Raw genomic sequence first — 21,581 nt, forward strand, 5'->3', positions numbered from 1 at the left:
AGCGACACCCCCGTCATCACCCTGGACGCCCGACGCCGCGACAGCGCCAAGAGCGCCCTCATCACCCTCGTCGAACACGCCCTCCTCGCCCGCCTTCGGTGAACCGGGGGCGCCGCCCGACGACGCACCACCCCACCACGCACGGCCGCGCGGCGCGGCCCGCGGACCCTCCGGTCCACGGGCCGCGCCGCGCCGTCCCCGCCCGGTGCTACACGGCGTCCGGCTCCAGGCCGGCCCGCAGCAGGCCGTGGGTGTAGGCGTCCTCCAGCGCCAGCCAGGAGGCGGCCACCACGTTGTCGGCCACCCCGACGGTGGACCAGGTCGCGGTGCCGTCGGCGGTGTCGATCAGCACCCGGGTCTTGGAGCCGGTGCCGTGCTGGCCCTCCAGGATGCGGACCTTGTAGTCCACCAGCTCCAGTGCGGCCAGCTGCGGGTAGATCCGCTCCAGCGCGGTGCGCAGCGCCCGGTCCAGCGCGTCGACCGGGCCGTTGCCCTCGCCGGTGGCGATCATCCGCTCGCCCTTGGCCCAGAGCTTGACCGTCGCCTCGTTGCCGGTGGTGCCGCCCGGGCCCTGCTCGCTGATGGTCCGCCACGACTCCAGGGTGAAGAAGCGCTCGCGGCGGCCGCGCACCTCGTCGCGGAGCAGCAGCTCGAAGGAGGCGTCGGCGGACTCGTAGGTGTAGCCGAGGCTCTCCTGCTCCTTGACCTTGGCGACCACCCGGCCGGCGAGGTCCCGGTCGGTGGAGAGGTCGTAGCCGAGCTCCTTGCCCTTGAGCTCGACGGAGGCGCGGCCGGCCATGTCGGAGACCAGCATCCGCATGGTGTTGCCGACCGTCTCCGGGTCGATGTGCTGGTACAGGTCCGGGTCGACCTTGATCGCCGAGGCGTGCAGGCCGGCCTTGTGGGCGAAGGCGGAGAAGCCGACGTAGGGCTGATGGGTGGAGGGGGTGAGGTTCACCAGCTCGGCGATCGCGTGCGAGATCCGGGTCATCTCGGCGAGGCTGCCGGGCGGCAGCACCCGGCGGTCGTACTTGAGTTCCAGGGCGCCGGCCACCGGGAAGAGGTTGGCGTTGCCGACCCGCTCGCCGTAGCCGTTGGCGGTGCACTGGACGTGGGTGGCGCCGGCGTCGACCGCGGCCAGGGTGTTGGCGACGGCGCAGCCGGTGTCGTCCTGGGCGTGGACACCGATCCGGGCGCCCGGCTTGTAGGTGGCGCAGTCGGCCAGGACGTCGGCGACGATCTCGCGCACGCCGGAGGGCAGCATCCCGCCGTTGGTGTCGCAGAGCACCACCACGTCGGCGCCGGCCTCGTGGGCGGCGCGGACCACCGAGAGCGCGTACTCCCGGTTGGCCCGGTAGCCGTCGAAGAAGTGCTCGCAGTCGATGAAGACCCGGCGGCCCCGGGAGCGCAGGTAGGCGACGCTGTCGCGGACCATCTCCAGGTTCTCGTCGAGGGTGGTGCGCAGCGCGAGCTCGACGTGCCGGTCGTGGGACTTGGCGACCAGGGTGATCACGGGGGCGCCGGAGTTCACCAGCGCGGCCAGCTGCGGGTCGTCGGCGGCGCTGCCGCCGGCCCGCCGGGTGGCACCGAAGGCGACCAGCTGCGCGTGCTTGAGCTCCAGCTCCTCGGCGGCGCGGGCGAAGAACTCGGTGTCCCGGGGGTTCGCGCCGGGCCAGCCGCCCTCGATGAAGCCGACGCCGAACTCGTCCAGGTACCGGGCGATGGCCAGCTTGTCGGCCACCGTGAGGTTGATGCCCTCGCGTTGGGCGCCGTCGCGCAGGGTGGTGTCGAAGACGTGGAAGGCGTCGTCGGGGAGGTTGGTCGCCTGGGTCATGACCCTGGGTTCTCCGTTCCGGGAGGTCGGTTACTGCTCTGCCGGTGCTGATCCGGCTCCACTGTCCAGCATCCCGCGCGCGCCCGGTGTCCCTGGGCCCCTTGTGGGGGCCTGTGGCCGGTCCGGGGAAACAAAAAGACCCCTCGCGGGTGCGAGAGGTCTGCGCGCGGGTCTGGACGCTGGTGGTCGCCCCGCATCGGGTGGTGCGGTGGCGGTCACTGCGGACCGGCGCGCCTGCTGCTAATAATCAGCGACAGCGAGGACACGCTCGCAGTGTAGGCACATCATCCGTACCGCGGCCCGCCCGTCTCGCGATCCGGGACGGGCGGGCCGTGGCGGCGGAGTCAGACGATCTTGTGCAGCCAGCCGTGGGTGTCGGGGGCCTGGCCGCCCTGGATGGCGAGCAGGGCGCGGCGCAGCTCCATGGTGACCGGGCCGGGCTCGCCGGCGCCGACGGTCCAGTCGCCGCCGTTGGACTTCACCGAGCCGACCGGGGTGATGACGGCGGCGGTGCCGCAGGCGAAGACCTCGGTGAGGGTGCCGTCGGCGTTGCCCCGCTTCCACTCGTCGGTGGAGATCCGGCGCTCCTCGACGGCGTGGCCGAGGTCCCCGGCAAGCTGCAGCAGCGAGTCGCGGGTGATGCCGGGCAGCAGCGCGCCGGACAGCTCGGGGGTGACGATCCGGGCGTTCTCGCCCTCGCCGAAGACGAAGTAGAGGTTCATGCCGCCCATCTCCTCGATCCACCGGTGCTCGGCGGCGTCGAGCCAGACCACCTGGTCGCAGCCCTTGGCGGCGGCCTCGGCCTGGGCGACCAGGGAGGCGGCGTAGTTGCCGGCGCACTTGGCGGCGCCGGTGCCACCGGGGGCGGCGCGGACGTAGTCCTCGGAGAGCCAGACCGAGACCGGCTTGACGCCGCCGGGGAAGTAGGCGCCGGCCGGCGAGGCGATGATCATGAAGAGGTAGGAGTTGGCCGGGCGGACGCCCAGCCCGACCTCGGTGGCGAACATGAACGGGCGCAGGTAGAGGCTCTGCTCCGGCTCGTTCGGGACCCAGGCCTGCTCCTGCTGGACGAGCAGCTCGACCGCCTCGACGAAGGTCTCGACCGGCAGCTCGGGCATGGCCAGGCGGCGGGCGGAGGCCTGGAAGCGGGCGGCGTTGGCCTCCGGGCGGAAGGTCGCGATCGAGCCGTCGGCCTGGCGGTAGGCCTTGAGGCCCTCGAAGATCGACTGGCCGTAGTGGAGGGTCATGTTGGCCGGGTCCATCTCGATCGGCGCGTAGGGCGCCAGCTGGGCGTCGTGCCAGCCCACGCCCTCCGTCCAGCGGATGGTGACCATGTGGTCGGTGAACACGCGCCCGAAGCCCGGGTTGGCCAGCCGGGCCTCGCGCTCCGCCGGGGAGAGCGGGTGGGCGGAGGGCTTGAGGTCGAACGTGATGGGCGCCTGGGTGGGCGTGCTCATGGCTGTGTGTCCTTCACCGTGGGGTTGGTCCGGGCCGCTCCGCCGGGTGAACGTTCCTCCCCTCGCGGGTGGAACGGACGCACGACGGCACGGCCCACTGTCGATACTCGCATCCAGAGGGCCGTGCCGAACAGCCGCGGACTCCTTGGAGATCCGCAAGCTGCCGTTATGGGGTCCGGCCCGGTGGGGGCCGGAACACCGTCTGTCGGGTTCCGGCCTCCTAGGCGGATACTCGGGCGGCCAGCGCGTCGCCGACCTGGGTGGTGGTACGGGTCCCGGTGCGCTCGGTGAGGTCCGCGGCGACCGCGTCCTCGATCCGGGCGGCCTCGGCGGGGTAGCCGAGGTGGTCGAGCAGCATGGCGACCGACAGCACGGTGGCGGTCGGGTCGGCCTTGCCCTGGCCGGCGATGTCCGGCGCCGAGCCGTGCACGGGCTCGAACATCGACGGGAAGGCGCCGCTCGGGTTGATGTTGCCGCTGGCGGCCAGGCCGATCCCGCCGGTGACGGCGGCGGCCAGGTCGGTCAGGATGTCGCCGAACAGGTTGTCGGTCACGATGACGTCGAACCGCTCGGGCTGGGTGACGAAGAAGATGGTCGCCGCGTCGACGTGCAGGTAGTCGGTGGTGACCTCGGGGAACTCCCGGCCGACCTGCTCGAAGATCCGGGTCCACAGGTGGCCGGCGTGCACCAGCACGTTGTTCTTGTGCACCAGGGTCAGCTTCTTGCGCGGACGCGCCTGGGCCCGGCGGTAGGCGTCGCGCACCACGCGCTCGATGCCGTACGCGGTGTTGAGGCTGACCTCGGTGGCCACCTCGTGCTCGGTCCCGGTGCGCAGCGTGCCGCCGTTGCCGACGTACGGGCCCTCGGTGCCCTCGCGGACGACCACGAAGTCGATCCGCGGGTCACCGGCCAGCGGGGACTTCACCCCGGGGAAGAGCCGCCCCGGACGGAGGTTGATGTGGTGGTCGAAGGCGAACCGCAGCTTGAGCAGCAGCCCCCGCTCCAGCACGCCGGACGGCACGCTCGGGTCGCCGATGGCGCCGAGCAGGATCGCGTCGTGGGCCTTGAGCTCCGCCAGGACGCTGTCCGGGAGCGTCTCACCGGTGCGGTGGTAGCGCCGGGCCCCGAGGTCGAACTCGGTGGTCTCCAGCTTCACATCGGCGGGAAGCACGGCCCCCAGGACCTTGAGACCCTCGGCCACCACTTCCTGGCCGATACCGTCACCGGGGACGACTGCGAGACGAATCGTGCGAGACATGCTCGGAGGCTACTCCGGTGTCCCACAGCCTGACATCCGCCGTCCGCCATTCGGACAAACCGGCCACTCGGTCACGTGAGGGGCGTGCGCAGATCGGCGCACGCCCCTCAGCAGGCACTACGGCAGGGGCAGCACCTGGCTGCGGTCGGCCTCCGGGTTGAGGTGGTGGAGGAGGAGCAGACGGGAGCGGTCACCCTCGGGGTGGCGGATGTCGAGGACGGTGGCGGGGTGGACGGGGGCGGCGACGGCGGTGGGGCCGCCGGGGCCGGTGCGGATGTCGACGGCGGGGTGGAGGACGTCGAACGGGAGGGTGGGCCGGATGCCCTGCAGGCCGATCGCGGAGAAGGCCTCGGCCGGGTCGGGGGCGCCGGAGCCGGTGAGGCCGGTCCACAGGGCGTAGCGGACGGTGCTGTGCCCGGGGCCGATGCCCGGCAGCACGGCCAGGCGGACCGGCAGGACCACCGCGTCGGAGTCCAACAGGGCGGTGTCGGTGTCGCCCCACCGGGCGTTCAGCGGCTGGACGTCCAGCTCGGCGCCGGTGCGGGCGTCCAGGGCGCGGGCCACCAGGACGTCGCTGCCGCGCAGCCGGTCGGCCTTGACGATCACATCGGTGGCGCCGTCCCCGTCGGTGTCCAGCGCGGCCCGGACGGCGAACAGCCCGACCGGGGTGGCGGCCGGCGCCCACACCCGGGCGCCGAGGTAGAGCCGGCCCTCGGCGAGCGGGTCGCCGGCGACGGCGGGCGCGTCGCTGGCGGCGCCGACGGCCCGCAGGTCGGCGGCCCGGTCACCGGCGTGCTCGACGCAGAGGTCCTGGAGGTGCTCCGCCTCCCCGGTGCTCCCCTCCGGGACGATGCCCGCGCCGGGTCCGACCGCCGCCCCGCTGTCCGGCGGGCAGTCGGCCCAGCGGGCGCCCTCCCCGCCGAGCGCGAAGGCGCTGACCAGGCCGGGCCCGCCGCCGGGGGCGTCGGAGCCGGTGAGGACGGCCAGCGCGCCGGTGCGGGTGGTGCGGACCGGGGCGGTGGCGGCCAGCTCGGAGGCGGCCCGCGGGGCGGCGAACAGCGGTACCCGCAGCCCGGGCGCGGCCGGGTCGTCCGGGGTGAGCAGCAGCCGGCCGGAGAGCTCGGCGCGGTAGCTGCGGGCCCGGCCGCCCTGGAGGGTGGCGGTCGTCGGGTCGGGGACGCGGCCGAGCGCGCCGGGCACCCGGAGGGTGACCCGCACCCGCGCGGCGCCGCCGGGCGGGATCTCGACCCGGTCGGGCGCGAGCTCGAAGCGGGCGCCGGGCACCTCGGTGGCGGCCGCGTAGCCGGTCCGGTAGGCGACCGGGGCGGCGGAGAGGTTGCGCACCTCGACCTCGCGGACCGGGGCGAGCGGGCCGGTGACGGCGACCGGGCCGAAGGAGACGCCGACCGCGCCCTCGACCGCGCCCTCCCCCGCCGCGTAGGCGACGGCCGGGGTGCGCACGGCGCGGTCCACGGCGGCCCGGCCGGCGCCGGTGCGCTCGGGCCCGTAGACGGGGCCGGTGCCGCCGTCGCCGAGCCAGGTGTCCCCGGCGGTGTTCATCAGCGCGGCCTTGACCTGCTCCACGGTCCAGTCCGGATGGACCGCGCGGACCAGCGCGGCCAGCCCGGCGACGTGCGGGGTGGCCATCGAGGTGCCGTCCTCGCGCTGCCCGCCGGTGCCGCTGGCGACCAGGGCGGACCAGATGGTCTCGCCGGGGGCGGCCAGGTCCGGTTTGACGACACCGGGCACGCCGATGCCGCGCGAGGTGAAGTCGGTGAGGGTGTCGAGCCGCTGCGGCTGGTCCTGGGCGGCGGTGCCGTGCAGCGGGTTGCCGGGCGCGGCGAGGCGGACCCGGACCGTACCGGCGGCGGCGGCCGCGCGCAGCCGTTCGCCGTCGGCGCGGCCGAGCAGGGCGAGCGGCACCCGGTCGTTGCCGGAGATCTCCGCGAGGTGGTCGTCGTCGGCCGCCAGCAGGGCGCCGATCGCGCCCGTCTCGGCGACATGGTCGGCGCGCGGGCCCGAGCCGCAGGCGCGCTCGGACTCGCGGGTCTTCCAGGCGAGCACCGCGATCCGCCCGGCGAGCCGCTGCCGGTCGGCCTCGGAGAAGGCCGTGCAGCCGTCCGGCTGGTCGGCGGGCAGCGCGAGTTCGCCGGCCACGTCGGCGGTGGACCAGTCCCGGTAGCGGGCGCTCCAGTGGGCCGGGAGGACACCGGCGAGCGGCGGCGGGTCGAGCACGGTGATGCCGTCGGCGTCGCCGTGCGGGTCGACGGAGGCGGCGACGGCGACGGCCCGGGCGGCGGTGCCGGGGCTGCCGCCGATGCCGTACACGTCGCCCTCGTTGCCCGCGGCGGCGACCACCACGGTGCCGAGGGCGGCGAGCCGGTCGACGGCGAGCGCGTCGGCGTCGTCGGTGGAGCCGAAGCGGCTGCCGAGCGAGAGGTTGAGGACGTCGAGGCGGTCGCTCGGGTCGCCGTCGCCGTCCGGGTCGGCGGCCAGGTCGAGGGCGTGGCCGAGCTGGTCGGTGGAGCCGTCGCAGCCGAAGACCCGGATCGCGTACAGCTGGGCGCCGGGCGCGGCGCCGGGGCCGACCTTGAAGCCGGCCGGGTCCAGTCCGGGCCGGTAGGGGCCGCGGTAGGGCTGCCCGTCGGCGGTGACGCCGAGGCCGGCGGCGGTGCCGGCCACATGGGTGCCGTGGCCGTTGCGGTCGCAGTCGATCGGGTTGTCGTCGGGGCGCGGGTCGGGCTGGTACTGCGGGGCGTCCGGGTCGGGCTGGTAGTCGTCGCCGACCAGGTCGCGGCCGCCGATCACCTTGGCGCTGGGGAAGAGCCCGGCGGGCGCGGGCCGCGCGCCGTCGACCGACCGGAACGCCTCCTCGGTGCCGGGGCCGCCGAAGTCGGCGTGGGTGTAGTCGATGCCGCTGTCGGCGACGCCGATCCGCACGCCCTGCCCGGTGGTGCCGGAGGCCCCGGCGTCGGCCGAGCCGGACGCCCAGACCGCGGGCGCGCCGGTCACCGGCACCGAGTGGGCGTTGTCGCGCCGCTTGCGGACGATCGGGTGCACGGCCGCGACCCCGGGCAGGGCGCGCAGCGCGGGCAGCCGGCCGGCCGGCGCGCTCACCGCGAGGCCGGTGACCAGGGTGCGGGTGCGGTAGAGCTCGCGGGCGCCGGGCACCGCGCCGTGCACGGCGTCGGCCAGCCGGTCCAGCGCGGTGGAGGCACGGGCCCGCTGCTCGGCGCCGGCCCGGGCGGCCTCCCGGCGGACGGCCTCCGGGGAGCGCCGCTGCCGCCGGGCCTCGTCGCCGGCCCGCCGCCAGACGGGGGCGACGGGCTCGGTGGCGAGTTCCAGCAGGACGGGAACGGGCGGCTCGGCCGCGGGGGTCGCCGGCGGGGCGCCGGCGGCCGGGGCGGCGCCGGTGAGCAGCGCCGGACCGGCCAGCAGGGCCAGCGCGAGGCCGATCCGGGCGAGCGGCCGGCGGACGGTGGGACGACGCATGGGGTCCTCTCCCCCGGCCGGGGGAACTGATCCGCATCCGGTGCCGCTGACGCCCGCCCGCGCGGCCGTCGATCACCCTTCCGGGGGTCCCAAATTAGGAATATCGCGCCGGTCGGGGCGAGCAACCTCCCCCGAACGGTGGCAAGTTGCATCCCTTGGAGTGACACTCCGTCAGCCCGTCCGGCCCAATCGGCGGATGAACGCCACCATGGACCGAAGGGGGCTCAGTGGTGGCCGGTCACGCCGCCGTTGTCCCGGCGGTCCAGCGCGCGCTGGAGCGCGGCGGCGGCGAAGGGGTTCCGCTCGGCGGCCCGGCGGCGGCGCGGGACGCGGGTCTGCGGGGCGGCGGGGGCGGAAGCGGCGTGGCGGTCGGCGGTCGGGGGCATGCCGGGGCTCCTTGGTTCGATACGCGCCGTGGGAACGGACGCGGCGGTGGGGAGGAGGGGGGAGGTACACCGGGCGGGGGTCGCCTGCCCATCGGGCGTACGGGCGCGCACGGGCCGCGCATCCTGGCTACAGGGGCGGCACACCGTACGGCTTCCACCACCGTAAGGCCCCGGTCCGGCGGTGTCTGCACGAATACTTGGATTTCCTACTATCTGAGACGACGGTCACCCGGAGGAACGCACCAGGGCCCGGACCGCCGTACGTGCGGCGGTCCGGGCCCTGGTCAGGGACGGTCTGCGGGGCTTCGCGGGGCTCAGGCGCCCAGGTCGACCGAGCGGGCGAAGCGGGCGCCGATCTCGGCCGCGATGGCCGCCAGCACCTCCTGCGGGATCTCGCTGTCCACGGTGAGGGAGGCCAGCGCGCCGCTGCCCTCACGGGCGACCTGCATGCCGGCGATGTTGATGCCGGCGTCGCCGAGGTGGCGGCCGAGGACGCCGACCACGCCCGGGCGGTCCTCGTACTTGAAGAAGGCCATGTGGTCGGTGAGCGCCACGTCCACGTCGAAGGCGTCCACGCCGACGATCTTCTGGACCTGCTTGGGGCCGGCCAGCGTGCCGGAGATGGCGATCTCCTCACCGTTGGCGAGGGTGCCGCGCACGGTGATGACGTTGCGGTGCTCGGGGCTCTCGCTGGAGGTGGTCAGCCGCACCTCCACGCCGCGCTCCTGGGCGAACAGCGGAGCGTTGACGTAGGACACCGTCTCCGCCACGACATCCTCGAACACGCCCTTGAGGGCGGACAGTTCGAGCACCTTGACGTCGTGCTGGGTGATCTCGCCGCGCACCTCGACGTCGAGCCGGACGGCCACCTCGCCGGCCAGCGCGGTGAAGATCCGGCCGAGCTTCTCGGCCAGCGGCAGGCCCGGGCGGACGTCCTCGGCGATCACGCCGCCCTGGACGTTGACCGCGTCCGGCACCAGCTCGCCGGCCAGCGCCAGGCGCACCGAGCGGGCGACCGCGATGCCGGCCTTCTCCTGGGCCTCGTCGGTCGAGGCGCCCAGGTGCGGGGTGGCCACCACATTGTCGAGCGCGAACAGCGGGGAGTCGGTGCACGGCTCCTTGGCGTACACGTCCAGGCCGGCGCCGGCCACCCGGCCGTCGCGCAGGGCGCTGAGCAGCGCGTCCTCGTCCACGATGCCGCCGCGGGCGGCGTTGACGATCCGGACGGTCGGCTTGACCTTGTGCAGCGCCTCGTCGCCGATCAGGCCGATGGTCTCCGGGGTCTTCGGGAGGTGGACGGTGATGAAGTCCGAGACCTCCAGCAGCTCCTCCAGCGAGACCAGCTTGACGCCCATCTGCGCGGCGCGGGCGGCCTGGATGTAGGGGTCGTACGCGACGATCTTCATGCCGAACGCGGACATCCGCTGGGCGACCAGCACGCCGATCCGGCCGAGGCCGACGACGCCGAGGACCTTCTCGCTCAGCTCCACGCCGGTGTACTTGTTGCGCTTCCACTCGCCGCCCTTGAGCGCGGCGTTGGCCGGCGCGATGTTGCGGGCGACGGAGATCAGCAGGCCGCAGGCGAGCTCGGCGGCGGTGACGATGTTGGAGGTCGGCGCGTTCACGACCATGACGCCGGCCTTGGTGGCGGCGGAGACGTCCACGTTGTCGAGGCCGACGCCGGCCCGGGCGACGACCTTGAGCTTGCGCGCGGCGGCCAGCGCCTCGGCGTCGACCTTGGTGGCGGAGCGGATCAGGACGGCGTCGACGTCCGCGATGGCGGTCAGCAGCTCGGTGCGGTCCGCGCCGTTGCAGTGGCGGATCTCGAAGTCGGGGCCAAGGGCGTCGACCGTGGCGGGCGAGAGCTCTTCGGCGATCAGAACTACGGATTTGCTCACGACAGTGTGTCCTTAACTGTCCGGTTCCCCCGAGCACGAAGGTGGCGTGGAGGGCGGGGGAAGGTGGCATGCCGCGTAGGTAGACGCACGACGCTGTGGGCCTGACGCGCACTCGGAAGTGTATCGACGGGCTGGATGTCCGGCTGCTCCCGTCCGGCGAAATCACCCGGACGGGAGCAGCCTAGTTGTACAAGGGCGTTACAAAATCGAGAGGGTCCGATTCAGTGCGCCCCGGGGGTCGCTCAGGCCTCTTCCTTGACCCAGCTCATCAGCTTGCGCAGCTTCTTGCCGGTGGTCTCCAGCAGGTGGTCCTCGTCGGCCTTCTTGTACTCGTTGTACTTGGGCAGACCGGCCTTGTACTCGGCGATCCAGGTGTTGGCGAAGGTGCCGTCCTGGATCTCGGCGAGGACCTTCTTCATCTCGGCCTTGGTGGCGTCGGTGATGATCCGCGGGCCGGTGACGTAGTCGCCCCACTCGGCGGTCTCGGAGACCGACCAGCGCATCTTCTCCAGGCCGCCCTCGTACATCAGGTCGACGATGAGCTTCAGCTCGTGCAGGCACTCGAAGTAGGCGATCTCCGGCTGGTAGCCGGCCTCGACCAGGGTCTCGAAACCGGCCTTCACCAGGGCGGCGGTGCCACCGCAGAGGACGGCCTGCTCACCGAACAGGTCGGTCTCGGTCTCCTCGGTGAAGGTGGTCTTGATGACGCCGGCCTTGGTGGCGCCCAGGCCCTTGGCGTAGGACAGCGCCAGGTCGAAGGCCTTGCCGGAGGCGTCCTGCTCGACGGCGACGATCGCCGGGACGCCGCGGCCCTCCTCGTACTGGCGGCGGACCAGGTGGCCCGGGCCCTTCGGGGCGACCATGCAGACGTCGACGTCGGCCGGCGGCTTGATGAAGCCGAAGCGGATGTTCAGGCCGTGGCCGAAGAACAGGGCGTCCCCGGCCTTCAGGTGCGGGGCGATGTCCGCCTCGTAGACGTCGGCCTGGATCGGGTCCGGGACCAGGATCATGATGACGTCGGCCTCGGCCGCGGCCTCGGCGGGGGTGACCACGCGCAGACCGGCCTCCTCGGCCTTCTGGCGGGACTTGGACTCCGGCTTCAGGCCGACCCGGACGTCCGCGCCCGAGTCGCGCAGGGACAGCGCGTGGGCGTGGCCCTGGCTGCCGTAGCCGATGACCGCGACCTTGCGGCCCTGGATGATGGACAGGTCGGCGTCGTCTTCGTAGAACAGCTCGGCCACGGGGGCACATCTCCTTGCGAGTGGTTTGCCTGGGTCTGCGTCGGTTCCTACCGTATGCGGACCCGGTGATGGGGCGGTGCTTCAGGGGGTGCCGTGCGCCAGCGCGCCGTTGGAGGGGCGGTGGTGGGCGACGGGCGGGTGGGACAGGACCGCGGCGCGTCAGGCGCTGCGGTCGAGGGCGCGCAGCGAGCGGTCCGTGATCGAACGGGCGCCGCGTCCGATGGCGACCAGGCCGGACTGGACCAACTCCTTGATGCCGTAAGGCTCCAGCATCCGGAGCATGGCCTCCAGCTTGTCCGAGCTTCCGGTGGCCTCGATGGTCACCGCGTCCGGGGACACGTCGACCGTCTTGGCGCGGAACAGCTGGACGATCTCGACGATCTGCGACCGGGTCTCGTTGTCGGCGCGGACCTTCACCAGGACCAGTTCCCGCTGGATCGCAGCGGACTGGTCGAGTTCGACGATCTTTATCACGTTGACGAGCTTGTTGAGCTGCTTGGTGACCTGTTCCAGCGGGAGGTCCTCGACGTTGACCACGATGGTCATCCGGGACACGTCCGGATGCTCGGTGGGTCCGACGGCGAGGGAGTCGATGTTGAAGCCCCGACGGGAGAACAGCGCGGCGATCCGGGCGAGCACGCCGGGCTTGTTCTCGACCAGGACGGACAGGGTGTGCTTGGACATGGGTCGTGGGTTCCCTTGGTCGTTCCGGAAGGGGCTCAGTCGAGGTCGTCGCCGAAGTCGGGGCGCACCCCGCGGGCGAACTGGATCTCGTCGTTGCTGGTGCCGGCCGCGACCATCGGCCAGACCATGGCGTCCTGGTGGACGATGAAGTCGATGACCACCGGGCGGTCGTCGATCTCCATCGCCTGCTTGATCACCGCGTCGAGGTCCTCGGGGCGCTCGCAGCGCAGGCCGACGCAGCCCATCGCCTCGGCGAGCAGGACGAAGTCGGGGATCCGGGTGCCCTGGGCGGGCGGCTCGATGCCGTCGTGGCCGGGGCCGGCGTGCAGCACGGTGTTGGAGTAGCGCTGGTTGTAGAACAGCGTCTGCCACTGCCGGACCATGCCCAGCGAACCGTTGTTGATGACCGCGACCTTGATCGGGATGCCGTTCAGGGCGCAGGTCACCAGCTCCTGGTTGGTCATCTGGAAGCAGCCGTCGCCGTCGATCGCCCAGACCGCGGTCTCCGGGCGGCCCGCCTTGGCGCCCATCGCGGCCGGCACGGCGTAGCCCATCGTCCCGGCGCCGCCGGAGTTGAGCCAGGTGCCCGGCTTCTCGAACCGGATGAACTGCGAGCTCCACATCTGGTGCTGGCCGACGCCCGCCGCGTAGATGGCGTCCGGGCCGACCAGCCGGCCGATCCGCTCGATGACCTGCTGCGGGGAGAGCTGGCCGCCCGCCGGGGGCTCGTAGCCCAGCGGGTAGGTCCGCTTCCACTCGTCGAGCCGCTCCCACCAGTCGCCGTAGTCGCCCTTGTGGCCGGCGTCGAACTCGGCCTGGACGGCGACGATGAGGTCGGCCAGCACCTCGCGGGCGTCGCCGACGATCGGCACGTCGGCCGGGCGGTTCTTGCCGATCTCGGCCGGGTCGATGTCCGCGTGGACGACCTTGGCGTACGGCGCGAAGCTGTCCAGCTTGCCGGTGACCCGGTCGTCGAAGCGGGCGCCGAGGGTGAAGAGCAGGTCCGCCTTCTGCAGCGCGGTGACCGCCGGGACGGAGCCGTGCATGCCGGGCATGCCCAGGTGCTGCGGGTGGCTGTCCGGGAAGGCGCCGAGCGCCATCAGGGTGGTGACCACCGGGGCGCCGGTCAGCTCGGCGAGGATCCGCAGCTCGGCCGTGGCACCCGCCTTGATGACGCCGCCGCCGACGTACAGCACCGGCCGCTTGGCGGTGACCAGCATCTTCGCGGCCTCGCGGATCTGCTTGGCGTGCGGCTTGGTCACCGGGCGGTAGCCGGGCAGCGAGGTCTCGACCGGCCAGCGGAAGGTGGTGGTGGCCTGCAGGGCGTCCTTGGCGATGTCGACCAGGACCGGACCGGGGCGGCCGGTGGCGGCGATGTGGAACGCCTCGGCGATCACCCGGGGGATCTCGGCCGGGTCGGTGACCAGGTAGTTGTGCTTGGTGATCGGCATGGTGATGCCGCAGATGTCCGCCTCCTGGAAGGCGTCCGTGCCGATCGCCTGGGAGGAGACCTGGCCGGTGATCGCGACGATCGGCACCGAGTCCATGTAGGCGTCGGCGATCGGGGTGACCAGGTTGGTCGCGCCCGGGCCGGAGGTCGCCATGCAGACGCCGACCCGGCCGGTGGCCTGCGCGTACCCGGTGGCGGCGTGGCCGGCGCCCTGCTCGTGGCGGACGAGGATGTGGCGGACCTTGGTCGAGTCCATCAGCGGGTCGTACGCGGGAAGGATGGCCCCGCCGGGGATGCCGAAGACGGTGTCCGCCCCGACGGCCTCCAGCGAGCGGATGAGCGACTGGGCGCCGGTCATGGTCTCGACGACGTGCTGCGGAGCGGGAGCGTGGGCGGCCGGGGTGTCCCCGCGGCGGGGGGCTGCGGCGTGCTCAGTCATCTGCCTGTCTCTTCTCGGTTCTGGCCGGCCCGGTGGTTGCGGGCCCCGGGGGTCGAGGGATGGGGTCCCGCTTGCGGGCCGATCGCCGGCTCTGCCCCAATCGTCCCTTTCGCGGGGCCACGGGGCCAGGGGTCTTGCAGTGGTGGAACGGCGTCGGTGCAACAAAAAACCCCTCGTGCCCAAGGGCATGCGAGGGGTGGCGCGTCGGTCTGTCACGAGCGGGGCATGGCCCGCTCAGCCGACGCGCCCGCCAAGTACGAGAATTCGGGTGCGCATGGCAATGACCTTCCTCCCGTCAAGGCCCGACTGTCAAGCAGGTGGGACGGCAGTCTCGCCATGCGGACCCGCTCCCGGACCCCGGACGGCCTGGTGTTCGGGCAGGTCGGAGGGGCTGTGGTGAGCTACGACACGTCCCTGGACACCCTCCGCGCGTCCACTCGTCCGAGGGTCCGCGGCCGGATGGGCCCGCCGGGCCGACGGCGGGCCGGGCGGCCGCGGCACCGGGTAGGCGCGGCGGGCCAGCGCGCCCCGCAGTCTGGCCTCGTCCAGCGGCGCCGAGAAGGCCGAGCCCTGCACCTGGCGGCAGCCCAACTCCTGCAGCACGCCCACCTGGCGGGGCAGGTCGACGCCCTCGGCGCCGGTGACCAGACCGAGGTCGCGGCCGAGCCGCAGGGCGTGCCCGGCGAGCGTGCGGGCGAGCGCGGAGTCGCCGAGGTCGTGGACCAGCGTGCGGTCCAGCTTGAGGCCGTCGAGGGGCAGCCGGGCGAGCGCGCCGAGCGAGCCGCCGCCGGCCCCGAAGCCGGCCAGCGCGGTGGAGACGCCCAGCCGGCGCAGCGCGGCGAGCCGGCGGCCGAGTTCGTCGGCCAGTTCGTCCGGCCCCGTCCGGGACACCTCGACGATCAGCTGGCCGCCGGGCAGTCCGCTGTCACGCAGCGCGGCGGCCACCGTCTCGTACAGGCCGGGCGCGCAGAGCCGTTCGGCGGAGAGCCGGACCGAGACCGGGACCGGCGGCAGGTCGGGGCGGCCGCGGACCGACAGGCCTCGGCGCAGCGCGGCGGCGGCGACCGCCTCGCGGACCAGCCAGCGGGAGAACCGGGCGGCGGCGTCGCCGTGTTCGATGGAACGCAGGAACTCGGCGGGGGTGAGCAGCAGCCCCCGCACGGAGCGCCAGCGGGCCTGCGCCTCGACGGCGGTGACCGCGCCGCTCACGAGGTCCACCACGGGCTGGTGGAGCAGTGCGAAGCCGCCCTCCCGGACGGCCGCCCGGAGCCGCTCGTCGAGTTCGGTGCGGCGCTCCAGGTCGGCGCGCATGGCCGGACTGTAGAGCATCACCCGGCCCTTGCCCTCGGACTTGGCGCGGTACATCGCGAGGTCGGCGTTGCGCATCAGCTCGTCGGCGCCGGCCCGCGGGTCGGCGGCCGGGCCGCGCTCGGGGCTGCCGAAGGCGATGCCGATGCTGGCGGCGACGCTGAGTTCGCTGCCGCCGATCCAGTACGGCTCGGAGAGCGCGGTGCGCAGCCGGTCGGCGAGCTCCTGGACCTGGAGACGGCCGAGCGGGCCGCAGACCAGGGCGGCGAACTCGTCGCCGCCGAACCGGGCGACGGTGTCCCCGCAGCGCACGGCGCCCTGGAGCCGGCGGGCGGCCTGGACGAGCAGCTCGTCGCCGACCTGGTGGCCGGCGGTGTCGTTGACCGCCTTGAAGCCGTCCAGGTCGAGGAAGAGCACGGCGACCCCGGCGCCGGCCTCGTCCTGCGGGCCGCGGGCGGCCAGCGCGGTGCGCAGCCGCTGGGTGAACAGCGCCCGGTTGGGCAGGTCGGTGAGCGGGTCGTGGAAGGCGTTGTGCTGCAACTGGGCCTGGAGCATGACCCGTTCGGTGACGTCGCGACTGTTCAGGATCAGGCCGTCGCGGTACCGGTCGACGGTCGACTCGACGTGCAGCCACTCCCCGGCGCCGGAGCCGATCCGGCACTCCACCCGGGCGGCGGGCAGCGGTTCGGCGCCCGGGTCGCGGTGGGCGGCGAGGCGGCCGCGGGCCAGGAAGCGGCGGACCTCCAGCAGCACCCGGTCGACGTCCTCGGGGTGGATGAGGTCCAGCAGGTTGCCGCCGACCAGTCCCTCCGGATCGCGCCCGTAGACGCCGAGCGCGGCCGGGGAGACGTAGGAGAGCACGCCGTTGGCGCCGGCGATCATGATGACGTCGCTGGAGCCCTGCACCAAGGAGCGGAAGTGCGCCTCCTTGTGGGCGAGTTCCTGGGCCAGCGAGAGGTTGTCGAGCAGCATGATGCCCTGCCGCAGGATCAGCGCGAGGCCGACGGTGCAGGCGGCCGAGGCCACCACCCGGTCCAGCGAGCGCCCGCCGAGGGCGTTGTAGAGGATCCCGGCGGTGCAGACGGCGGCGGCCGCGTACGGGGTGAGCGCGCTGAAGGTGGTGGCGACCCGGCGGCGCGGCAGGCCGCCGAGCGCGGGGTGCTCGCGCAGCGGCCGGCGCCAGCGCGGGGACCACGGCGCCCAGGCGAGCAGAAGGCTGCCGGCGAACCAGCCGGCGTCCAGCAGTTCGCCGGAGTGGTAGCTGCTGCGCAGCTCGGGCGAGGTGAACAGGGCGTCGCAGAGCACGGTGACGGCGAGGCCGACCATGGCGGTGTGGACGGCGGCCCGGTTGCCGTCGCGGCCGCCGAAGCGCAGGCCGACGACCAGCGAGACGAGCAGGATGTCCAGCACCGGGTAGGCCAGGTTGAGGGCCAGCCGCAGCGGGGAGCCGGCCTCACCGGCGGCGGTGCGGCCGAGCGCGAGGCTCCAGCTGAGGGTGAACAGCGAGCCGGCCACCAGCCAGCCGTCGAGCAGCAGACAGAGCCAGCCGGCGGCGGTGCGCGGGCGCTGGGCGAGCACCAGGACGCCGGTGATGGCGAGCGGGGCGAACAGCAGGAAGGCGTACTCGGCGAGCGAGTTCGGCGGCAGCGGGGTGCGTTCGACCAGCTCGTACCAGCCCCAGGTGCCGTTGCCGAAGGCGACCATGAGCGAGGAGAGGCCGAACAGCAGCCAGGCCGGGCGGGCGTGGCCGCCGACCGTGCAGCCGTACGCGAGACAGGAGAGCGCGGCGGCGAGGGCGGCGGCGGCCAGGCCGAAGTCGCCCATGAAGACGGCGATCTGGCGCGAGCCCCAGCCGAGGGCCGCGCCGAGGGCGTAGGCGGCGCAGAGCACGCCGAGGACGGCTCCGGGCAGCTTGCGGCTGCACAGCGCCCAGCGGAGCGGCCCCGATCCGCCGCCTGCAGGCGGTCTGCCGCCCCCGGGCGCCGGCGCGGCGGCCGCGCGGACGGCGTACCGGGACACGCCGCGCGGGGACGGGCCCGGCGGGGGCCGGACGCCGGCGGGCGCACCGGTCAAGGGCGGCGGTCCGTCCGCGAGCAGGGCGGCGTCCGGTGCCTCCGGCCGTCCGGCTCCGGGCAGCACCGCGTCGGTGGAGCTCACTCGGCCTCTCCCCCTCCGGCCCGGGACCTCGCGCCCCGGTCACGGACCACCGGCCGCGCGCCTGGTGGCCGTACGCGGTGACCTGGCGCCCCGTCACCGGGGCGGTGGCCCAGGGGGCGGGGGGCCTGCCGGCCGTCCCGCCACACCGATGTTCCCGTCCGGGACCCTACACCACTTCGGTCACTCAATGACACGCACACTCAACTTAGAGTAATGGCCCTGGAGTGGGGAATTGCGCCCGATTCCACCGGAACGGGCCGGTTGGCGGGGGCGCACGGACGGGGGCTCACGCGGCGCGCACGGGAGCACGGGGCGGCGCCTGCCCGGCAGCGGCCGGACGGGCGGCGGGGCGGCCGCGGTCCGGCGGCCGCGGGGGTGGTGGGCGGACGGCCGGCGGTCAGCGGGCGGCCGGGGCCAGATCCTCCGGGAACAGCCGCAACCGGTGGGCCAGCGCGGCGGCTTCGCCCCGGCCGGCCACCGCGAGCTTGCCGAGGATGTTGGAGACGTGCACGCTCGCCGTCTTCGGCGAGATGTACAGCTCCTCGGCGATCTGCCGGTTGGTGCGCCCCCGCGCGAGCAATCGGAGCACGTCCCGCTCACGGGGGGTGAGACCGAAGGACTCCCCCGCCGGCGGCGCCCCGGCCGATGCCGGGCGGCCCGTGACCGATGTCAGACCGGCCCGATCGGCCAGCGCGTCGACCTCGGCGCGCAGCCCGGCGTCGCCCCGGGCGGACGCCAGTTCCCGTGCCTCGCGCAGCAACCCGGCCCCGGCCTCGCGGCGTCCGGCCAGCACCTCGGCCTCGCCGGCCCGCAGCAGGGCGAGCGCCAGCGGGTACGGCAGCCCGGTCGGGCGCAGCCACTCGACGGCGGCGGCCCAGTGCTCCGCGGTGTCCGCCCCCTCGGCGCGGGCCAGTTCGCCCTCCAGCAGCCGGGCCCAGCCGTGGTGCAGCGGCGCCGTCGGGGTCAGCCCGGCCGCCACCTCGGCGATCCGGGCCAGCACCCCGGCCCGGCCCTGCTCGGCCTCCGGCAGGCCCCGGCTGTCCGCCTCGACGCCGGCGCCGTCGACCAGCAGCGGGAAGAAGTCGGCCAGGTATCCGCAGGGGAAGTCCTCCGCCAGGGCGGCCATGAGCTCGGCGCGGGCCTCCAGCGGGCGGCCCGCCAGGGCGGCGGTGCGCACCGCGAGCCGGCTGATCGGCACCGAGTGCTGGATCTGGCCGACCCGGTTGGCCGACCGGGCCTGGGCGAGCAGCGCGGCGGCGCCGGCGAGGTCGCCGCGGAGCAGCGCCAGCTCCCCGCGCAGCCGGTCCAGGAACTCGGCGTGGGTGCCGGTCGGGCTGGTCAGGTCGCCCTCGGCGAGCACCAGTTCGGCCTCGTCGATCCGCCCGAGGTCCATCAGCGCCTCGGCCAGGTTCCCGCTCAGGATGGTGCCGATGTTGCGCTGCAGGCCGTTGCGGCGGGCCGCGTCCAGCCCCTCGCGGGCCAGCGCCGCGGCCTGCTCGGCCCGGCCGAGGCCGCGCTGCAGCGAGGAGAGGTTGTTGAGGCCGCGCAGCAGCAGGTCCGGGGCGCCGAGCCGGCGGGTGGCCTCGACCGCCGCGGTCAGCTGGGCCACTGCGGCCTCCGGGTCGGCGTCCAGGTCGTTGCGCAGCCCGCCGAGCGTCATCAGGGCGTGCTGCTCGACGGTGTGCGCGCCCACCTCGCGGGCGATCCGGGCGGCCCGCTCGGCGAGCACCACCAGCTCGGCGCGGGGGTTGGAGAGCATCCCGGCGCCGGCCCCGAGGGCGAACACCTCGGCCTGGACGGCGGACGGCGGCAGGTGCTCGACCAGCCGGTGCGCGTAGGCGATCTCCGCCTCGTCGCCGGAGCGGCGCAGGTGGCCGAGCATCCGGGCGCGGTTGATCCGGAACCAGGCGGCGCGGGCCGGGTGCTCGGTCTCGTCGACGAGCTGCAGCGCCCGCTTGGCCAGGCTCAGCCCGCGCTCCCGGTCGCCGCTGCGGCGGGCCGCGACCACCGCCTCGGCCAGCACGTCGATCAGGCAGAGCCGGTCGCAGTCCTCGTCGTGCCGGTCGGCGTCGCAGGAGCAGGGCGGATAGGTCTCGGCCCAGTCGTACGGGCGCAGGGTGCCGGCCAGCAGTTCGGTGGGCACCTCGTCCCACAGCTCCAGGGCCCGCTCCAGCATGCGCAGCTGCTCGGCGAAGGCGTTGCGGCGGCGGGCGGCGCGGGCCGCGTCCAGCGCGGTCGGCAGGGCCCGGGCCGGGTCGTGCGCGTGGTACCAGTAGTTGGCCAGCCGGGCCGGCCGGACGTCGGCGCCGACCAGCTGCGGCTCGGCCTCCAGGGCCTCGGCGAACCGGCGGTTGATCCGGTGCCGCTCGCCGGGCAGCAGGTCGTCCGAGACGGCCTCGCGGACCAGCGCGTGCCGGAACCGGTAGCCGTCGCCGTCCGGGTCCGGGCGCAGGATGTTGGCGCCGACCGCCGCGCGCAGCGAGCCGATCAGCCGCTCCTCGTCCTCCAGGACGGCGGCGAGCAGGGCGTGCTCGACGGTGGAGCCGCCCTCGGCGGCGATCCGCAGCACCCGCTGGGTCTCTTCGTCCAGCGCCTCGACCCGGACCAGCAGGATGTCCCGCAGCGAGTCGGTGAGCCCGGCCGAGCAGCCCTCCCGCACGGCGGTGGCCAGCTCCTCGACGAAGAACGGGTTGCCCTCGGAGCGGCGGTGGATGCGCTCGACCAGCTGCCGGTCGGGCGCGGCGGTGCCGAGGATGCCGGCCAGCTGGGCGGCCACCTCGCCGGGGCCGAAGCGCTCCAGCTCCAGCCGGCGCACGGTGCGCAGCCGCTCCAGCTCGGCCAGGAAGGGCCGCAGCGGGTGGCGGCGGTGCAGGTCGTCGCTGCGGTAGGTGGCGACCAGCAGGACGCGGGCCCGGTGCAGGGTGCGGACCAGGTAGGCGAAGAGCTCCCGGGTGGAGCGGTCGGACCAGTGCAGGTCCTCGACGGCGAGGACGAAAGTACGGTCCGCGCCGAGCCGTTCGAACAGCCTCGCGGTGTGCTCGAACAGCCGGGCCCGGCCGTACTCGTCGTTGGGTTCGCCGTCGGCCTCGCCGAAGTCGGGCAGCAGCCGGGCGAGATGGCCCTCCATCCCGGCGGCGGCGCTCTCCAGTTCGGTGCCCAGGCAGCGGTGCAGCCGGCGCAGCGCGGTGGCCAGCGGCGCGTACGGCAGCCCCTCGGCGCCGACCTCCAGGCAGCCGCCGTCGGTGGTGAGCGCGCCCCGGTCGTCCGCCAGCCGCAGGAACTCCTCCAGCAGCCGGGTCTTGCCGACACCCGCCTCGCCGCCGATCAGCACGGTCTGCGGCTCGCCGCGCCCGGCCCGGTGCAGCGCGTCCGTCAGGTCGGTGAGTTCCGGATCGCGGCCTACGAAGACGGGACTCACCGAGATCTGCTGCATGGAGGCGAGCATGCCATAGAGGCCCCGCGCGCTCCGAGGGGTTATCGCGCCCGGCGAACGCCCGGAGGGGGAGGCGCTCCCCCGCAGCGCCTCCCCCTCCATGACCCGCTCGGCACCTCGGTGCCGGTCCGTCAGCATTCGCCGGCGCGGACGGTGCGCCGCTGGGTGCGCAGTCCCACGTTCGGCCGCCACCCGGTGCGCTTGGCGGTCTTCGCCGCGCGGACCAGTCGCTGGTGCTCGGCCACGGCCTGGAGTTCCCGCTCCTGCTGCTTGATGAGCTCGTACTCGATCACGGTGGTTCCCCTCATGGGTTCTTCGTCGGTTCCGTTCGCTGAGTAGAGACTCCTCTCCCAGGGGGGTGCCGGGCATCGGCAGGCTTCCGGATCTTCCGGGGCCCGATCGCCTTAGGAGCCCGGCCCGGGGAACGACGAAGGCCCGGCCTCACCCCTTGCAGGGGGTAAGACCGGGCCTCAGGCGGCTAAGTAGGCCTTAGATCGCCTTAGACGCCTTGGAAACTCAGGCGGAGACGCCCAGCTTCTCCGGA

12 protein-coding genes and 1 pseudogene are annotated in these 21,581 nt (G+C 74.2%); 1 reads left to right on the forward strand and 12 read right to left on the reverse strand.

Going from position 1 to position 21,581, the window contains the following annotated elements; translation table 11 throughout:
- Positions 1–102: pseudogene (locus ABTX81_RS26480) on the forward strand (ATP-binding protein); the annotation flags it as partial.
- Between the two features lie 106 nt (positions 103–208).
- On the opposite strand, the gene cimA reads toward ABTX81_RS26480, so the two are convergent.
- The 12 genes from cimA to ABTX81_RS26540 all read right to left on the reverse strand — a co-directional run bounded on the left by cimA (position 209) and on the right by ABTX81_RS26540 (position 21,345).
- The gene (gene cimA / locus ABTX81_RS26485; protein WP_350550147.1) at positions 209–1,834 is read right to left on the reverse strand and encodes a citramalate synthase; all 1,626 of its coding nucleotides are present in this window, start codon (positions 1,832–1,834) and stop codon (positions 209–211) included.
- A gap of 344 nt (positions 1,835–2,178) precedes the next feature.
- Positions 2,179–3,291, reverse strand: coding sequence for a branched-chain amino acid aminotransferase (locus tag ABTX81_RS26490; protein ID WP_350550150.1), 1,113 nt, complete (start codon positions 3,289–3,291; stop codon positions 2,179–2,181).
- Positions 3,292–3,511: 220 nt separating this feature from the next.
- Complete coding sequence (locus ABTX81_RS26495) at positions 3,512–4,549, reverse strand: 3-isopropylmalate dehydrogenase (RefSeq protein ID WP_350550152.1); 1,038 nt, start codon at positions 4,547–4,549, stop codon at positions 3,512–3,514.
- A gap of 117 nt (positions 4,550–4,666) precedes the next feature.
- Positions 4,667–8,041, reverse strand: coding sequence for a S8 family serine peptidase (locus ABTX81_RS26500; RefSeq protein ID WP_350550154.1), 3,375 nt, complete (start codon positions 8,039–8,041; stop codon positions 4,667–4,669).
- Positions 8,042–8,265: 224 nt separating this feature from the next.
- On the reverse strand, positions 8,266–8,427 hold the full coding sequence (locus tag ABTX81_RS26505; RefSeq protein WP_350550157.1) for a hypothetical protein: 162 nt from the start codon (positions 8,425–8,427) through the stop codon (positions 8,266–8,268).
- Between the two features lie 314 nt (positions 8,428–8,741).
- Positions 8,742–10,325 (reverse strand): phosphoglycerate dehydrogenase, encoded by a 1,584-nt coding sequence (gene serA, locus ABTX81_RS26510; RefSeq protein WP_350550160.1) that lies wholly within the window; start codon positions 10,323–10,325, stop codon positions 8,742–8,744.
- Between the two features lie 242 nt (positions 10,326–10,567).
- Complete coding sequence (gene ilvC, locus ABTX81_RS26515) at positions 10,568–11,566, reverse strand: ketol-acid reductoisomerase (RefSeq protein WP_350550163.1); 999 nt, start codon at positions 11,564–11,566, stop codon at positions 10,568–10,570.
- A 159-nt stretch (positions 11,567–11,725) separates the two neighbouring features.
- Complete coding sequence (gene ilvN / locus ABTX81_RS26520) at positions 11,726–12,250, reverse strand: acetolactate synthase small subunit (RefSeq protein ID WP_030302941.1); 525 nt, start codon at positions 12,248–12,250, stop codon at positions 11,726–11,728.
- A gap of 35 nt (positions 12,251–12,285) precedes the next feature.
- The gene (locus ABTX81_RS26525) at positions 12,286–14,139 is read right to left on the reverse strand and encodes an acetolactate synthase large subunit (protein ID WP_350550167.1); all 1,854 of its coding nucleotides are present in this window, start codon (positions 14,137–14,139) and stop codon (positions 12,286–12,288) included.
- 309 nt (positions 14,140–14,448) lie between these two features.
- Positions 14,449–17,373 carry a putative bifunctional diguanylate cyclase/phosphodiesterase gene (locus tag ABTX81_RS26530; protein WP_350550339.1) on the reverse strand — a complete coding sequence of 975 codons (2,925 nt, stop codon included), beginning with the start codon at positions 17,371–17,373 and terminating at the stop codon, positions 14,449–14,451.
- A gap of 628 nt (positions 17,374–18,001) precedes the next feature.
- Positions 18,002–21,037, reverse strand: a complete 3,036-nt coding sequence (locus ABTX81_RS26535; protein WP_350550170.1) for a helix-turn-helix transcriptional regulator — start codon at positions 21,035–21,037, stop codon at positions 18,002–18,004.
- Positions 21,038–21,168: 131 nt separating this feature from the next.
- Positions 21,169–21,345, reverse strand: coding sequence for a hypothetical protein (locus ABTX81_RS26540; RefSeq protein WP_350550172.1), 177 nt, complete (start codon positions 21,343–21,345; stop codon positions 21,169–21,171).
- Positions 21,346–21,581: the final 236 nt, after the last annotated feature.

The sequence above is a fragment of the Kitasatospora sp. NPDC097605 genome, assembly GCF_040302725.1.
GTDB lineage: Bacteria > Actinomycetota > Actinomycetes > Streptomycetales > Streptomycetaceae > Kitasatospora.

Excerpts from the sequence above, each read along its gene's own strand:
- cimA (WP_350550147.1), bottom strand. The coding sequence starts at position 1,834 with ATGACCCAGGCGACCAACCTCCCCGACGACGCCTTCCACGTCTTCGAC.
- ABTX81_RS26505 (WP_350550157.1), bottom strand. The coding sequence starts at position 8,427 with ATGCCCCCGACCGCCGACCGCCACGCCGCTTCCGCCCCCGCCGCCCCG.
- ilvN (WP_030302941.1), bottom strand. The coding sequence starts at position 12,250 with ATGTCCAAGCACACCCTGTCCGTCCTGGTCGAGAACAAGCCCGGCGTG.
- ABTX81_RS26540 (WP_350550172.1), bottom strand. The coding sequence starts at position 21,345 with ATGAGGGGAACCACCGTGATCGAGTACGAGCTCATCAAGCAGCAGGAG.
- ABTX81_RS26525 (WP_350550167.1), bottom strand. The coding sequence starts at position 14,139 with ATGACTGAGCACGCCGCAGCCCCCCGCCGCGGGGACACCCCGGCCGCC.
- ABTX81_RS26495 (WP_350550152.1), bottom strand. The coding sequence starts at position 4,549 with ATGTCTCGCACGATTCGTCTCGCAGTCGTCCCCGGTGACGGTATCGGC.
- ABTX81_RS26535 (WP_350550170.1), bottom strand. The coding sequence starts at position 21,037 with ATGCAGCAGATCTCGGTGAGTCCCGTCTTCGTAGGCCGCGATCCGGAA.
- ABTX81_RS26490 (WP_350550150.1), bottom strand. The coding sequence starts at position 3,291 with ATGAGCACGCCCACCCAGGCGCCCATCACGTTCGACCTCAAGCCCTCC.
- ABTX81_RS26500 (WP_350550154.1), bottom strand. The coding sequence starts at position 8,041 with ATGCGTCGTCCCACCGTCCGCCGGCCGCTCGCCCGGATCGGCCTCGCG.